The organism is Devosia faecipullorum, assembly GCF_015158295.1.
Lineage (GTDB): Bacteria > Pseudomonadota > Alphaproteobacteria > Rhizobiales > Devosiaceae > Devosia > Devosia faecipullorum.
The window spans coordinates 19,235-32,944 of record NZ_JACDXV010000003.1; the positions used below are offsets into that span (position 1 = coordinate 19,235).

At 64.1% G+C, this 13,710-nt stretch carries 17 protein-coding genes; 13 read left to right on the forward strand and 4 right to left on the reverse strand.

From position 1 onward, the window contains the following. Window positions 1-294: 294 nt before the first annotated feature. Entirely contained in the window at window positions 295-1,179 is an 885-nt protein-coding gene (mutM, locus tag H0482_RS09395; RefSeq protein ID WP_193729802.1) for a bifunctional DNA-formamidopyrimidine glycosylase/DNA-(apurinic or apyrimidinic site) lyase, read from the reverse strand. A 98-nt stretch (window positions 1,180-1,277) separates the two neighbouring features. Here mutM and ubiE point away from each other — a divergent pair, with 98 nt between their 5' ends. The 6 genes from ubiE (at window position 1,278) to H0482_RS09425 (ending at window position 6,212) form a co-directional block, all read left to right on the forward strand. Next, entirely contained in the window at window positions 1,278-2,042 is a 765-nt protein-coding gene (ubiE, locus tag H0482_RS09400) for a bifunctional demethylmenaquinone methyltransferase/2-methoxy-6-polyprenyl-1,4-benzoquinol methylase UbiE (RefSeq protein ID WP_193729803.1), read from the forward strand. A gap of 3 nt (window positions 2,043-2,045) precedes the next feature. Further along, a complete protein-coding gene (ubiB, locus tag H0482_RS09405) occupies window positions 2,046-3,599 on the forward strand; it encodes a 2-polyprenylphenol 6-hydroxylase (RefSeq protein ID WP_193729804.1) in 1,554 nt (517 codons plus the stop codon). An 89-nt stretch (window positions 3,600-3,688) separates the two neighbouring features. Next, window positions 3,689-4,288 carry a hypothetical protein gene (locus H0482_RS09410; protein WP_193729805.1) on the forward strand — a complete coding sequence of 200 codons (600 nt, stop codon included), beginning with the start codon at window positions 3,689-3,691 and terminating at the stop codon, window positions 4,286-4,288. Beyond that, on the forward strand, window positions 4,288-4,749 hold the full coding sequence (gene dut, locus H0482_RS09415) for a dUTP diphosphatase (protein ID WP_193729806.1): 462 nt from the start codon (window positions 4,288-4,290) through the stop codon (window positions 4,747-4,749). Before H0482_RS09410 ends, dut begins: the two co-directional genes overlap by 1 nt. Beyond that, window positions 4,700-5,491 (forward strand): DUF2259 domain-containing protein, encoded by a 792-nt coding sequence (locus tag H0482_RS09420; protein WP_193729807.1) that lies wholly within the window; start codon window positions 4,700-4,702, stop codon window positions 5,489-5,491. The genes dut and H0482_RS09420 overlap by 50 nt, the downstream gene beginning before the upstream one ends. Continuing rightward, the gene (locus H0482_RS09425; RefSeq protein ID WP_230989556.1) at window positions 5,481-6,212 is read left to right on the forward strand and encodes a HesA/MoeB/ThiF family protein; all 732 of its coding nucleotides are present in this window, start codon (window positions 5,481-5,483) and stop codon (window positions 6,210-6,212) included. Before H0482_RS09420 ends, H0482_RS09425 begins: the two co-directional genes overlap by 11 nt. Before the next feature lie 98 nt (window positions 6,213-6,310). On the opposite strand, the gene fabB is transcribed toward H0482_RS09425, so the two are convergent. Next, window positions 6,311-7,537, reverse strand: coding sequence for a beta-ketoacyl-ACP synthase I (fabB, locus tag H0482_RS09430; RefSeq protein WP_193729809.1), 1,227 nt, complete (start codon window positions 7,535-7,537; stop codon window positions 6,311-6,313). 107 nt (window positions 7,538-7,644) lie between these two features. After that, window positions 7,645-8,151 carry a 3-hydroxyacyl-[acyl-carrier-protein] dehydratase FabA gene (gene fabA, locus H0482_RS09435; RefSeq protein ID WP_193729810.1) on the reverse strand — a complete coding sequence of 169 codons (507 nt, stop codon included), beginning with the start codon at window positions 8,149-8,151 and terminating at the stop codon, window positions 7,645-7,647. 172 nt (window positions 8,152-8,323) lie between these two features. Between fabA and irrA the strand changes: the two genes are divergently transcribed. From irrA to H0482_RS09465, 6 genes are all read left to right on the forward strand, one after another. Beyond that, the gene (irrA, locus tag H0482_RS09440) at window positions 8,324-8,770 is read left to right on the forward strand and encodes an iron response transcriptional regulator IrrA (RefSeq protein WP_193729811.1); all 447 of its coding nucleotides are present in this window, start codon (window positions 8,324-8,326) and stop codon (window positions 8,768-8,770) included. A gap of 110 nt (window positions 8,771-8,880) precedes the next feature. Then, window positions 8,881-9,714 carry an arylamine N-acetyltransferase family protein gene (locus H0482_RS09445; protein ID WP_193729812.1) on the forward strand — a complete coding sequence of 278 codons (834 nt, stop codon included), beginning with the start codon at window positions 8,881-8,883 and terminating at the stop codon, window positions 9,712-9,714. Between the two features lie 3 nt (window positions 9,715-9,717). Continuing rightward, window positions 9,718-10,317 (forward strand): YdeI/OmpD-associated family protein, encoded by a 600-nt coding sequence (locus H0482_RS09450; RefSeq protein WP_193729813.1) that lies wholly within the window; start codon window positions 9,718-9,720, stop codon window positions 10,315-10,317. Further along, window positions 10,314-10,856 carry a DUF1697 domain-containing protein gene (locus H0482_RS09455; protein WP_193729814.1) on the forward strand — a complete coding sequence of 181 codons (543 nt, stop codon included), beginning with the start codon at window positions 10,314-10,316 and terminating at the stop codon, window positions 10,854-10,856. The genes H0482_RS09450 and H0482_RS09455 overlap by 4 nt, the downstream gene beginning before the upstream one ends. Next, a complete protein-coding gene (locus H0482_RS09460; protein WP_193729815.1) occupies window positions 10,853-11,749 on the forward strand; it encodes a ribokinase in 897 nt (298 codons plus the stop codon). The genes H0482_RS09455 and H0482_RS09460 overlap by 4 nt, the downstream gene beginning before the upstream one ends. A gap of 78 nt (window positions 11,750-11,827) precedes the next feature. Further along, window positions 11,828-12,193 carry a YciI family protein gene (locus tag H0482_RS09465; RefSeq protein ID WP_193729816.1) on the forward strand — a complete coding sequence of 122 codons (366 nt, stop codon included), beginning with the start codon at window positions 11,828-11,830 and terminating at the stop codon, window positions 12,191-12,193. 49 nt (window positions 12,194-12,242) lie between these two features. Here H0482_RS09465 and infC read toward each other — a convergent pair whose 3' ends face one another. Further along, on the reverse strand, window positions 12,243-12,779 hold the full coding sequence (gene infC, locus H0482_RS09470) for a translation initiation factor IF-3 (protein ID WP_193730022.1): 537 nt from the start codon (window positions 12,777-12,779) through the stop codon (window positions 12,243-12,245). Between the two features lie 154 nt (window positions 12,780-12,933). Here infC and H0482_RS09475 point away from each other — a divergent pair, with 154 nt between their 5' ends. Beyond that, entirely contained in the window at window positions 12,934-13,704 is a 771-nt protein-coding gene (locus H0482_RS09475) for an alpha/beta hydrolase (protein WP_193729817.1), read from the forward strand. Window positions 13,705-13,710: the final 6 nt, after the last annotated feature.

Below are 13,710 nucleotides of genomic sequence, written 5' to 3' on the forward strand. Positions count from 1 at the left end.
CGTCTTGCCGGCCGGTTTAGCGCCTTGGGGCGCCAATACAGGCCGGAATAAAATGAAAGCGGCGGCACGCTGCCGCCAAGTCGGTGGGTCTATAGGGGATAGGGGGGAAGGCGTCAACTGGATTCGGGACTGGATTGACGGCTTGATGCCCCAAGTCACCGCTCACAACCCGCCCCATCGTCACCATCCGGCCACCCATGGACTTGATCCGGGGACCGGGTGGTCCATACCGCGAGATGGATTGCCCGGACAAGCCGGGCAATGACCATGGGCAATGCGATGAGGCTAACGCCATCAAGGCGCCTTCTGGCAGACGGGGCAATAAAAGGTCGAGCGGCCCGATTGCACGATCCGCCGCACGATACCGGTGCAGAGCGGGGTCGGGCAGGGATCGCCTTCCCGGTCATAGACGGCGAAATTGTGCTGGAAATAGCCCGCGCCCTCGACGCTGCGAAAATCGCGGATGGTGGAGCCGCCCACCTCGATGGCGGCGATCAGCACCTCGCGGATCGCGCCGGCCAGCGCGTCCAGCGCCGCTTTGGGCGCCCCGTCGGCCCGCACCAGGCTGCGCGCCTCGATATCGGGCAGGATATGGGCGCGGTGCAGGGCTTCGGCGACATAGATATTGCCCAGCCCGGCGACGATGCGCTGGTCGAGCAGCGCCGCCTTGATCGGCGCCTTCTTGCCCCGGAAGGCGGCGGCCATGCCGGCGGCGCTGAAATCATTGCCCAGCGGCTCGGGCCCCAGCCCCTCGAGATAGGGGCTCGCCGCTAGATCGTCATAGAGGTCGATGAAACCGAAGCGGCGGGGATCGGCATAGATGAGATGGCTTTCGCCATGCTCGGGATGGCTGAGCTGCCAGATCATGTGATCGTGCTTGGGCTCGGTGCCGGGCTCGTAATAGCGCGGTGGCTTGTCGATGCCATGCTCGGCAAAGCGCCAGGAGCCGGTCATGCCCAGATGGCTGAGCAAGATCTTGCCGTTCGACATCGTCATCAGCAGATATTTGGCCCGCCGTCCCACATGGGTCACCCTCTGGCCCTCGAGCGCCGCCGCCAATCCCTGGGGGATAGGAAAGCGCAGGTCCGCCCGATTGAGCGTCACCTTGTCGATCCGCGCGCCCTTGAGCCAGGGCTCGAGCCCCCGGCGCACCGTTTCGACCTCGGGCAATTCAGGCATGACAAAACTCCTTCACCCTGCGCGGCTTTGCGCATGGGCATTTTCCGACGCCTTATATATGGTGCGCGCAATTGCTTCGACCATCGAGGTCTCCTGCCATGACCCAGCCCGGCCAAACCACCCATTTCGGCGAAAGAATTGTCGCGCTCGACGAGAAACAGGGATTGGTGGACAAGGTCTTCCATGACGTGGCCGACCGCTACGACCTGATGAATGACCTGATGAGCGCCGGCGTGCACCGGCTCTGGAAAGACGCCATGGTGGCCGAACTGGCTCCACCCAAATCCGGTTCGCGGCCCTATCGGGTGCTGGACATGGCCGGTGGCACCGGGGATATCGGCGAGCGCATCGTCAACCGCTCGCTCGGCTATGCGCAGGTCGTGGTGTCCGACATCAATGCCGACATGCTGCGGGTGGGCGCGGAGCGCGCAAAGAGCTGGCGATATCCGGGACAGGTCAGTTTCGTCGAGGCCAATGCGGAGCAATTGCCCTTCGAGAGCAATAGTTTCGACGCCTATACGATCGCCTTCGGCATCCGCAACGTGCCGCGCATCCAGAAGGCGCTGGACGAGGCGCATCGCGTCCTGCGGCGCGGCGGCAGGCTCCTGGTGCTCGAATTTTCCCAGGTCGACGTGCCGGGGTTCGACGCGGTCTACAGGCTCTATTCGGACAATGTCATCCCGCCCATGGGCAAGCTGGTGACGGGCGATGCCCAGCCCTATCAATATTTCATCGAATCCATCCGCAAATTCCCCGATCCGGCGGCTTTCTCCGCCATGATCGCCCAGGCCGGGTTCCGCCGGGTCAAGCATCAGAGCTTTACCGGCAATATCGCCACGCTGTTTTCGGGCTGGAAGTTCTGACGCATGGGTCTGGGGTCCACATTCCGGCTGATCCATGCCGGCTGGGTGCTGGCCCGCGAGGGCGCGCTCTCCATCCTGCCGGCGGAATCGCTGCCGCCGATGCTGCGGCTGGGCATATCCATGGGGCGGTTGGTGGAGCGACGCTCGGTCCGCCAGACCGGCTCCATCGAAAAGCTCAATGCGGCGCTGCACAAGCTGGGGCCCAGTTTCGTCAAATTCGGCCAGACGCTGGCGACGCGCCCCGATATCGTGGGAGCACAGGCGGCGGCGGACCTGTCGGGCCTGCAGGACCGCATGCCGCCCTTCGATCCGGCGCTGGTGCCCGCCATTCTCGATACGGCGCTGGGCGCCAAGGCAAGCCAGCTCACCGAGATCAGCGCCCCGATCGCCGCCGCATCCATCGCGCAGGTGCATCGGGCCAAGCTGCGCCAGCCGGGGGAAATGCCGAAAATCGTGGCGGTCAAGATGCTGCGGCCCGGCGTTGCCGAGCGTTTTCACGCCGATACGCAGGCGCTTTATGCCGGGGCGCGGCTGGCTGAGACCTTTTCGCCCGCCAGCCGCCGGCTACGGCCCACCGAAGTGGTGCGCACACTCGACCATTCCATGCGGCTCGAACTGGATCTGCGGCTCGAGGCCGCCGCCATTTCGGAAATGGCCGAAAACATCAAGAATGACGAAGGCTTCCGCATCCCGCAGGTGCAATGGGACCAGGTGGCCGAGAACGTTTTGACCACCACCTGGGTGGACGGCATTCCGATCCGCGACCATGACGCAATCGATGCCGCCGGCATCGACCGCAAGGCGCTTGCCGCCAAGCTGTTGCAGGGCTTTTTGCGCCACGCCATCCGCGACGGCTTCTTCCATGCCGACATGCATCCGGGCAATCTGTTCGCCGATCCGAAAAGCGGCGACGTCATCGCGGTCGATTTCGGCATTATGGGGCGCATCGGCAAGTTCGAGCGCCGCTTCCTCGCCGACATCCTCTATGGCTTCATCACCCGCGATTACCGGCTCGTGGCCCAGCGCCATTTCGACATCGGCTATGTGCCCTCCCATCAATCGGTGGACGATTTCACCCTCGCCATCCGCTCCATCGGCGAGCCGCTGCATGGCCGCCGGGCGACCGAGATTTCCATGGCCAAGGTCCTGGGCCAGCTCTTTGCCATCACCGACCTCTTTGAAATGCGCACCCGGCCCGAATTGGTGCTGCTGCAAAAATCCATGGTGCTGGTCGAAGGGGTGGCGCGTCACCTCGATCCCGAACTCGACATCTGGACCGTGGCCGAGCCGGTGGTGGGCGACTGGCTGCGGCGCGAGGAGGGCCCGCTGGGGCGGCTCGAAGACCTGGCCTCCCATGTCAGCCGGGCCGGCGAGGCGCTGGGCCGCGTGCCCGATCTCATCGCGCAGGCGCAATTGACCATGGCCGACCATCGCGCCCTGATGCAGCGCCCGCCGGACGGGCTGCTGCGCACCGCCATGCTGGCAGCGCTGGGCATGGCCGTGATCGCCCTGGCCGCCATTGCCTTTCTGGCGCTGCGCCTGGCCATTGCCGCCTGAGCAAATCCTTGAACAGGGGTTGAAGCCCTTCGATCCCGACGACATAACGTGAGCAAAGCCGGCACCTGCCAGGCATGAGGGAGACAGCAATGCGTATAGAAACTCTGGGCCGGCTGGCCGGCATGGCCATTCTGGCAATCGGGCTGAGCGCCTGTGTCGATGTCAATATCGACGTCGCCCTTACCAGCCCGACAACGGCCCGCGCCACCATGACCCAGACCATGAGCGCCGATCTCTATGCCATGGTCAAGATGAGCGAAGAGAGCGGGGAAAGCAGCGAAGCCGGTTTCTGCGACGAAGGCACGCTCAGCGAGAATAGTGATGGCAGCGCCACCTGTTCCATCGTCGAGGAAGGCCCCTTCGCCGATCTCGATCTCGGCCAGAACGAGGGCGGCGTGAGCTTTACCGATGCGGGCGGGGGCCTGGTCCGCGTCGCCCTGCCGACCGCCGACATGACCTCGGAACTGGGCGTGGACGACGAGATGGATGAAGAGACCAAGCAGATGATGCTCGCCTTCTTCGAAGGCCACAACATCACCGTCTCCTTTGCCGGCGCCGAAGTGGTGGATACCAATATGACCCGCTCGGCCGACGGCAAGAGCGCCACCCACGCGATTCCCATGCTCGATCTGATCCAGGGAACATTGGATCTTCCCGCCGAGCTTTACGCCGTCCTGCGGGCGCCCTGATGGGGGAACCCGTTATTGTCCGCCTGAAAGTGCTGCCGCATGGCGAGGGCCTGCCCCTGCCGGCGGCGGCAAGCGCGCTGGCCGCGGGAGCCGATCTGCGCGCCGCCCTCCCGGTCGGGGACAGGCTGGTTCTGGAGCCGAGCCGGCGCGCCGTCATACCCTGCGGCTTCGCCATGGCGCTGCCCCTGGGCCATGAGGCGCAGGTGCGCCCGCGCTCGGGGCTCGCCGCCCGCCATGGCATTACCGTTCTCAATTCGCCGGGCACGATCGATGCGGATTATCGCGGCGAGGTGATGGCGATCATGATCAATCTGGGCGAAGAATCGTTCATAATCGAGCGGGGCGACCGTATCGCACAGATGGTCATCGCCCCGGTGGCGCAGCCGGTTTTCGTGGTGAATGATGATCTGGATGAAACTGAACGGGGTGCGGGCGGCTTTGGCTCGACGGGACGGATTTAGAACGCCGGGGCGCGGCATCGCTATTTTTCTCGCCCGGCTCGCCGCCATCCTTTTTGGGCTCCTCGCGAGCCTGCCCGCCCATGCCGGCGACCGGGCGCTGATCGATTATATCGGCTTTTCGAAAGATTTCCGCTATTTCGCCTTCGAGGAATTCGGCATCCAGGACGGCTCCGGCTTTGCCTATGCCAATGTCTATGTCATCGACCTGACCACCGATTCCTGGGTTCTGGGCAGCCCGATCCGCATTCAGGCCGATAGCGAGGCGCGCAGTCTCGCCGAGGTCCGGGCCGAGGCGGCCGAGAGCGCGAAAAGCCATATCGAGGGCTTCGGCATCGCGGTGCCGGTCGAGATCGCCGCCTTGATCGGCGACGGCGTCCCCGACAATGACGGGCGCAGTCTGGTCTTCGGCATGCCGACCTATCTGCCGGGCCAGGTTTCAGGGCGCTATACGCTCCGGCTGTCGAGCTTTGCCGCAAGGGCCGCCAGCCCCTGCGCCGATTATTTCGGCAGCGAGCCGCTAGGCTTTGCACTCAATCTCGCCGATAGCGGCACGGATCGGCTGGTCCATCGCGATACGAACCTGCCGCGCTCGCGCGGCTGCCCCACCGACTATCGGCTGCATAGCGTGGTAACGCCGTTCATGGGCACAACCTTGTCCAATGCCATTGCCATCATTTCGGTCTATCCGGGCGGTTTCGAGGGACCGGACCGCCGGTTCCTGGCGGTGCCCCTTGGCCTCTGAGCCGCCGCTTTCGCCCGAAGAGACGCGGCGCTATGCGCGCCATCTGGTGCTCAAGGGCATGGGCGGGGCCGGGCAGCAAAAGCTCAAGGCGGCGCGGGTTCTGGTGGTGGGCGCCGGCGGGCTGGGCAGTCCATCCATCGCCTATCTCACCGCCGCCGGGATCGGGCATTTGAGCATTGCCGACCCCGATAATGTCTCGCTCTCCAATCTGCAACGGCAGATTCTGCATGACAGCGCCGGGATCGGCCGCGGCAAGGCGGAAAGCGCCGGCGATTTCGTGCAGGCCCTCAATCCGCATGTGCAGCTCCGGCTCATTGCCGAGCCCATCCTGGCGGGCAATGCCGAAACCATCCTTGCCGGCCATGATCTGGTTCTGGACGGCACCGACAATCTCGCCACCCGCAATGTCGTGGCCACCGCCGCCGAAAAGCTCGGCATGCCGCTGGTTTCGGGCGCGGTGTCGATGTTTTCGGGGCAAGTCAGCGTATTCGCGCCGCATCTGGGTGGCCCGCGCCACGCGGCGCTCTATCCCGACGATGCCAGCGCCGACGCGCTGCCCTCCTGCGAGGCGAACGGCATTCTGAGCCCCGTCACCGGCATTATCGGCGCGCTGATGGCCATGGAGGCGATCAAGCTGATCACCGGCATCGGCACGCCCTTGATCGGGCGGCTATTGATCTATGACGGCAAGGGCGGCGGCTTCACCGAACTGGCCTATTAGAGCTCTTTGGCACAAGGCAACAGAGTTGGATTGCCCGGACAAGAAGGGCCATCCAGCAACCGCGATCCAATGTGGTGGAGTGAAAAGCCCCCGACGCCTCAGGCGTCGGGATGCTTGAACACCAAAGCGGCATTGGTGCCGCCGAAGCCGAAGGAATTGGAGAGCACATAGCCCAGATCCGCGTTGTCGCGGCGCTGGCGCAGGATCGGCATATCCGCAAAAGCCGGATCGAGCGTTTCGATATTGGCGCTTTCGGCGATGAAACGATGCTTCATCATCAGGATCGAAAAGATCGATTCATGCACGCCGGTGGCGCCCTGGCTGTGGCCGGTCAGCGACTTGGTGGCCGAGATAGGCGGGCACTTGTCCTCATTGCCGAAGACGGCGCGCAGCGCTTCGATTTCCTTGAGATCGCCCACCGGGGTCGAGGTGGCGTGCGGATTGATATAGTCGATGGGCGCCTTGACGTTGCGGAGCGCCATATGCATGCAGCGCTCGGCGCCTTCTCCCGAGGGGGCCACCATGTCGACGCCGTCCGAGGTCGCGCCATAACCGACCACTTCGGCCCAGATTTTGGCGCCGCGCGCCTTGGCGTGTTCGAACTCTTCGAGCACCAATACGCCCGCGCCACCCGAGATCACGAAACCGTCGCGATTGGCGTCATAGGCGCGGCTGGCCTTTTGCGGATTGGCGTTGAAGTTCGAACTCATCGCGCCCATGGCGTCGAACAGGTCCGACAGCGTCCAGTCCAGATCCTCATGGCCGCCGGCAAACACGATGTCCTGCTTGCCCAGCATGATCTGCTCATAGGCATTGCCGATGCAATGCTTGGAGGTCGCACAGGCGGCGCTGATGGAATAATTGATGCCCTTGATGCCATACGAGGTGGCCAGGGTCGCCGAGGCGGTCGAGCCCATGGCCTTGGGCACGGCCAGCGGCCCGATGCGCTTGGGGCTGTTATTCTTGCGGGTAATGTCCGCCGCCTCGACAATGGTGCGGGTGGAGGTGCCGCCCGAGCCCATGACGATGCCGGTCATGGGATTGGAGATGTCGCCCGGCTCCAGCCCCGCATCGGCGATGGCCTGCTGCATGGCGAGATAATTCCAGGCCGCGCCCTTGCCCATGAAGCGGGTGACGCGCCGGTCAAGCACTTCGAAGGGATCGAGGCGCGGGTCGCCCTTGACCTGGCTGCGAAAGCCCAGTTCGGCATAATCCTCGGCAAAGACCACGCCCGGCCGGGCATACCGAAGGCTCTCGGTCACCTCGTCGAGGGAATTGCCGATCGAGGAAATGACACCCATGCCAGTAACGACAACCCGTCTCATTTCAGTCTCACTTCAATCATTCGATGGTTCCGCGCTTGGACTTGCATCACATCAATATAGGAGCGCCGATGCCCCAGGCTAAGACCTGGCGCCATGCGACAAATGTCTCAGGCGTCAGTGAACAGGCCGACGCGCAAATCCTTGGCTTCGTAGATCACCTGTCCGTCGGCCTTGACCCAGCCATCGGCGATCCCCAGCGTCAGGCGCGAGCGCATCACGCGCTTGAGGTCGATGCCATATTCGACGAGCTTGACGTCATCGGTCACCTGGCCCTGGAACTTGATCTCCCCGCCCAGAGCGCGGCCCTTGCCGGGCTGGCCGATCCAGGAGAGGAAAAAGCCGGTCATCTGCCAGACCGCATCCAGGCCAAGACAGCCGGGCATGACCGGGTCGCCGATGAAATGGCACTTGAAGAACCACAGGTCCGGATTGACGTCCAGTTCGGCGCGCACGAAGCCCTTGCCATGGGCGCCGCCGGTTTCCTGGATCTCGGTGATACGATCGAACATCAGCATGGGCGGAGCCGGCAGGCGGGCATCGCCCTGCCCGGGCAATTCGCCGCGGCCATGGGCCAGCAATTCCTCATATCCAAATGCGTGTTGCCGCTCAGCCATGATGGTCCCCGCTCTCGCTCAAGCCTCGTGTCGTATAGAGGTGAGGTTTGGGGGTCAAGACAGCCCAGCGGCGCGATCCGGCCTGCGGCAGCCCGGCAACTTGTGCGCCGGACCTGCCGACAGTATAAGAAAAGCAGGATTTTTGAACTTCATGACGAGCATTCCCGGCCCAATGACTGACCGCAGCCTCGCCACCCGGCCTCATCCGTCCCGCAAACCCTGCCTGACGGCGGTTCTCCGCATGGCCGGCCTCCGGCCGACACGGCAGCGCGTGGCGCTGGCGGAATTGCTGTTCGGCGGCCCGCACCGCCATGTCAGCGCCGAGCAATTGCACGGCGAGGCCAGCACGGCCAATGTCAATGTCTCACTGGCGACCATCTACAATACCCTGCATCAATTCCATGAAGCAGGGCTGTTGCGCGAAGTCGCCATCGACGCCGCGCGCTCCTATTTCGATACCGATACCTCCGACCATCATCATTTCTATGTGGAAGATGAGCAGCGGATGATCGACATCCCTCCCGACGCGGTCACCTTCAAGACCCTGCCCAAGGCCCCGGCCGGCATGGAAGTTTCCCATGTCGATGTGGTGATCCGCGTGCGCAAGGCGACGGCCTGAACATCGGCTGTCAAGCACCTCTGTGTGCAATCCGCGACCTTGCGCCGTGGTGACAAAGCCCTCGCGCTTGCCCATATTGAGGCCGGTTTCAACAGCGTAAAAGGTGGTCGATGCCCGAAAAGGTCAATCTGAACGCCTATTTCGAGCGAATCGGGTTTGCCGGTTCCATCGCCCCGACATTGGCGACCCTGGAGATGCTGCATGCGCTGCATCCCGCCGCCATTCCTTTCGAAAACCTGACCCCGCTGATGGGCGAGAGCGTGAAGCTGGATCAGCCCAGCCTCGAACGCAAGCTCCTTGCCGACAGGCGTGGCGGCTATTGCTTCGAGCACAATCTGCTGTTTAGGCGCATGCTCGAGGATCTGGATTATTCCGTCCGCCCGGTGCTGGCGCGCGGCCAGTGGACCGATCCCGAGAACCAGCGGGCCAGCCATCTGGTGCTCCTGGTGGAAATCGGCGGCCAGACCTATCTGGCTGATGTCGGCCATGGCGGCCTGACCCTTACCGCGCCGCTGCGACTGCGCGCCGGGGTGGAGCAGACGACGCCGCACGAGACATTCCGGCTGGTCGGGGGCGATCCCGAATGGCGGCTCGAAGTGCTGATCGGGGAGGATTGGCGGCCGGTCTATGCCTTCATGCCCGATGCCGCCAGCGAAGAAAACATTGCCGCGGCCAATCAGGCCATGGCCGGCGCGCCCGATTCTCCCATGGTCACCGGGCTCAAGGTCGGCCTGTCGCCCGGCGGCAGGCGGCTCAAGCTGGCGGGCGCGACCTTTACCATCCAGCCCGTGGACGGCGACAAGGAGCAGCGCCTGCTGACCAGTATCGAGGCGTTGCGCTCGGTGCTGACCGAGGATTTCGGACTGGTCCTGCCCAATGACGAGCGGCTGGAACCGGCGCTGATGCGGCTCCTGCCCGATCCGCCGGTCACGGTGGAAGCCTGAGCCATGGCGCCGGTCGCGGTTCCACAGGAGAAACTGCGCGAATTCGCCGATTTTTCGGCTTTTTACGACTGGCTCGCCGAACATCATGCCAGCGCCGACGAGATCTGGATCCGCATCTACAAGAAAAGCTCGGGCCATGCCACGATCAGCCCGGGCGAAGCTATCGATGCCGTGCTGTGCTGGGGCTGGATCGACGCCATCAAGAAAAGCTGGGATGAGATTTCCTTCGTCCAGCGCTATTGCCCGCGCCGTCCGAAATCGGTGTGGAGCCGGGTCAATCGCGACAATGTCGCCCGCCTGAAAGAAGCGGGGCTGATGACCGAACATGGCCTGGCCCATGTCGAAAGCGCCCAAAACGATGGCCGCTGGGACGCCGCCTATGCCACGACCCAGACCCCGCCCGACGATCTTCTGGCCGCCATCGCCGCCGATCCGGCGGCGCAACGGACCTATGATCGATTGACGGCGCAGAACCGTTTCGCCCTCACCTTCCGTACCATCAGCCTCAAGACCGCGGCGGGCCGGAAAAAGAAGATCGCGACATTGGTGGCCATGCTGGCGCGCGGCGAGACCATCTATCCCCAGAAGCAGGAGCGGGAATGATGGCGCGCTGGGGCGCGTTCCTGCGCGGCATCAATCTGGGCAAGCGGCAGATGAAGATGGCCGACCTCAAGGCCTGTCTGGAAACCGCCGGCTTCGAGGCGGTGAAGACCGTGCTGGCCAGCGGCAATGTCCTTGTCACTGCCGAGGGCAGCGAAGCCGAAATCCGCCAGCGCCTTGAAACTGCCATTGCCGATCAATTCGACTTCAAGGTTGGCGTGGTCCTGCGCTCGGACGTCCAATTGCAGGCCATGCTGGCGCAAAATCCCTTCGTCGCGCTCGATCCCTTCGCCGATCTCACCCGGCATGTGCTGCTCTTTGAACGGCCATTGCCGGCCAAGCTGCACATAGAGGACCGGCCGGGCGACACCGAAATCCTGCGCGTGGATATGCGCGAGCTTTACATCGCCGCCTACAAACAGCCCAATGGCCGCTATACCGAGCATGTCGAAGATGTGCTGAAACCCCTTTACGCCGTGCTCGACAAAGGCAATCTCGACACGATGCGCAACTGGAACACGATAGAAAAGATTCTGAAATGATCAGCGTTTTCGGCTCCACCAATCTCGACCAGATCGGCACCGTTTCCCGCCTGCCCAAGCCGGGCGAGACGGTGGCGGGGGGAACCTTTTCCATGGCCGCCGGCGGCAAGGGCGCCAATCAGGCGCTGGCGGCGCGCCGCGCCGGAGCCGAAGTGCGCCATGTCTCCGCCGTAGGCAATGACGCTTTCGCGGACCTCGCCACCGGCCTGCTGCGCGCGGGCGGGGTGGACCTTTCCGACCTGCGCCAGGCCGAGGCAGCCACCGGCATTGCCATGATCTTTGTCGATGCGGCGGGCGAAAACGTCATCGCCATCCTGCCCGGCGCCAATGGCACGATCGGCCCGGACGATGCCGAGCGCGGCCTTGCCGCTCTGGCCGAGGGCGACATCGTGCTGGTGCAGCAGGAAGTGCCGCAGGCGGCCACGCGACGCGCCCTCGAAATCGCCCGCCAGCGCGGCGCGCGCAGCGTGCTCAATACCGCACCCTATCTCGAAGACACCGCCGCACTGGCACCCATGGCCGACATCGTCATCGCCAATGAAACCGAATTTTCCCTGCTTTCGGGCCGCCCCATCGACGAGCTGGATGCGGCCATGGCCGATTGGGTCAAGCAGACCGGCCGCATCATCGTCGTGACCCTGGGGCCCGACGGCGCGCGCGCCGCAACCCCGGATGGCGCCATCGCCGTTCCCGCCCACAAGGTCGATCCGGTCGATACGGTTGGCGCGGGCGATACGTTTTGCGGCTATCTTGCCGCCGCGCTCGATGCCGGCCTTGATCTCGAAGCCGCCATGCGCCGCGCCGCTGTGGCCGGGAGCCTGGCCTGCCTCAAGCCCGGCGCCCAGCCCGCCATTCCTATGAAGACAGAGGTCGGCGCAATATTAGGGTCCTGACCGGATTTTCTGCGAAAACCGTGAATTTGCTTTTCGGCCCGATGGAATATGCTCTCCTCCAGCATTGGGAGGATGTCCATGCCCTACTTTCTTGCCGTCTACACGATGTCTCCGGAAAACCTGGCCCGCTTTTACGCCCTGCCCAAGGCCGAGCAGGAGCGGATCGACGCCACCGGCCTGCCGCTCTGGACGGATTGGGAGCAGCGCCATGCCAGCGCTCTCGCCAATCATGGCGGCATGGTGGGCAAGACCCTGCGCGTGACCGGGGACGGGATCGGGCCGCATAGCAACCAGTTCTGCGGCTATGTCATCGTCGAGGCCGAAACCATCGAGGCGGCGGCGCAGCTATTCCGCGACCATCCGCATTTTTCCGTCTTTCCCGGCGATGGGGTCGACATCATGCCCTTTCTGGCCGGGCCGGATCTGGGCAGCGGAGGCGCATGAAAAAAGCGGGCCTTTCGACCCGCTTCTGCATTTCATCGCTTGTGCCGCCTTACTTGGGCGCCAGCACCATGACCATCTGGCGGCCTTCGGAACGCGGCTGGCTTTCGACCTTGGCCACGGCTTCGGTCTGCTCGCGAACCTTGAGCAGCAATTGCATGCCGATGTCCTGATGGGCCATTTCGCGACCACGGAAGCGCAGGGTCACCTTGACCCGGTCGCCCTCGCCGAGGAAGCGGTGCACCGCCTTCATCTTGGTCTCGTAGTCGTGGTCATCGATGTTCGGACGCATCTGAACTTCCTTGACCTCGATCACCTTCTGCTTCTTGCGCGCTTCGGCCGCCTTTTTCTGCGCGGCATATTTGTAGCGCCCGAGATCGAGCATCTTGGCGACCGGCGGCTGCGAATTAGCGGCGATCAGGACCAGGTCGAGACCCTGTTCCTGGGCTTCGGCCAGCGCCTCGCGCGTACGCACGATGCCGCGGTTTTCCCCTTCCGCATCGATGAGCTGAACGTCGGGGCTGGTGATATCCTCGTTGGCAAGCGGCCCATCTTTCTGGGGCGCAACGGGTCTCATGGGACGGCGAATGGCAAGCTTTCCTTATTCTGTTGTGAGGAGGGGCTGAAATCGGCCCTAAAATCGTGGTAGCGGCTCAAGAAGTCAACTGGCGCGGCATGCGATTTCTTAGCTGTTGCGCTGGGGAGACGCCAATATTTCCTCGAGAGAAAGTCCCGTTGCGCCCATGAGTTCCCTTAATCGGTTTCGTCTTTCGCTCGGCACGGGCTCCGAGAGGCGCGAGATTGCCGTGGAGCAGCGGCCCGGCGGCGGGCCCGGCCTGTTCTGGCTCAATGGTTTCCGCTCGGTCATGGCGGGCGCCAAGGCCACGGCGCTCGACGCCCTCGGCGCCGAACAGGGCCTCGCCGTTACCCGCTTCGACTATTCGGGCGACGGTCTTTCGGGCGGGCGCTTCGAGGACGGCACGATCAGCCGCTGGCTGGAAGAGGCCGAGACGGTGCTTGAGCGCACGCAAGGTCCGCAAATCGTCTGCGGTTCCTCCATGGGCGGCTGGATCGCCCTGTTGCTGGCGCGGCGGCAATTGGCCAGGGGCATCCCGCTCAAGGGGCTGGTGCTGATCGCGCCGGCCATCGACGCCACGACGACGCTCATTCCTGCCCGGATGAGCGCGGCGCAGCAAAGCGATCTCGACCGCCAGGGCTTTTTCGAGCGCGACAGCCGCTATGGCGACGGTCCCTATCGCTATAGCCGGGACTTCATGACGGACGGCGCCGGCCATGCACTGTTCGGCGGGGTGATCGAAACCGGCTGCCCGGTGCATATCCTGCAGGGCGGCGAGGATCCCGACGTGCCCCCCGCCCATGCGCAGAAATTGCTGGCCCATATCCTGCACGACCCGGTCACCTTCACCCTGATTCCCGACGGCGACCACCGCCTGAGCCGGGATCAGGATCTCGACCTGCTGCGGCAGGCAGTGCTGGCGATGGCAGGGCGCTAATCGCGG

What these genes read in the sequence shown, in the direction of transcription:
- H0482_RS09465 (WP_193729816.1), top strand. Translation starts at nt 11,828, where the DNA reads ATGCCCTACTTTCTTGCCGTCTACACGATGTCTCCGGAAAACCTGGCC.
- irrA (WP_193729811.1), top strand. Translation starts at nt 8,324, where the DNA reads ATGACTGACCGCAGCCTCGCCACCCGGCCTCATCCGTCCCGCAAACCC.
- dut (WP_193729806.1), top strand. Translation starts at nt 4,288, where the DNA reads ATGGGGGAACCCGTTATTGTCCGCCTGAAAGTGCTGCCGCATGGCGAG.
- H0482_RS09460 (WP_193729815.1), top strand. Translation starts at nt 10,853, where the DNA reads ATGATCAGCGTTTTCGGCTCCACCAATCTCGACCAGATCGGCACCGTT.
- H0482_RS09420 (WP_193729807.1), top strand. Translation starts at nt 4,700, where the DNA reads ATGAAACTGAACGGGGTGCGGGCGGCTTTGGCTCGACGGGACGGATTT.
- H0482_RS09455 (WP_193729814.1), top strand. Translation starts at nt 10,314, where the DNA reads ATGATGGCGCGCTGGGGCGCGTTCCTGCGCGGCATCAATCTGGGCAAG.
- ubiB (WP_193729804.1), top strand. Translation starts at nt 2,046, where the DNA reads ATGGGTCTGGGGTCCACATTCCGGCTGATCCATGCCGGCTGGGTGCTG.
- fabA (WP_193729810.1), bottom strand. Translation starts at nt 8,151, where the DNA reads ATGGCTGAGCGGCAACACGCATTTGGATATGAGGAATTGCTGGCCCAT.
- fabB (WP_193729809.1), bottom strand. Translation starts at nt 7,537, where the DNA reads ATGAGACGGGTTGTCGTTACTGGCATGGGTGTCATTTCCTCGATCGGC.
- H0482_RS09475 (WP_193729817.1), top strand. Translation starts at nt 12,934, where the DNA reads ATGAGTTCCCTTAATCGGTTTCGTCTTTCGCTCGGCACGGGCTCCGAG.
- H0482_RS09410 (WP_193729805.1), top strand. Translation starts at nt 3,689, where the DNA reads ATGCGTATAGAAACTCTGGGCCGGCTGGCCGGCATGGCCATTCTGGCA.
- H0482_RS09450 (WP_193729813.1), top strand. Translation starts at nt 9,718, where the DNA reads ATGGCGCCGGTCGCGGTTCCACAGGAGAAACTGCGCGAATTCGCCGAT.
- ubiE (WP_193729803.1), top strand. Translation starts at nt 1,278, where the DNA reads ATGACCCAGCCCGGCCAAACCACCCATTTCGGCGAAAGAATTGTCGCG.
- mutM (WP_193729802.1), bottom strand. Translation starts at nt 1,179, where the DNA reads ATGCCTGAATTGCCCGAGGTCGAAACGGTGCGCCGGGGGCTCGAGCCC.
- H0482_RS09445 (WP_193729812.1), top strand. Translation starts at nt 8,881, where the DNA reads ATGCCCGAAAAGGTCAATCTGAACGCCTATTTCGAGCGAATCGGGTTT.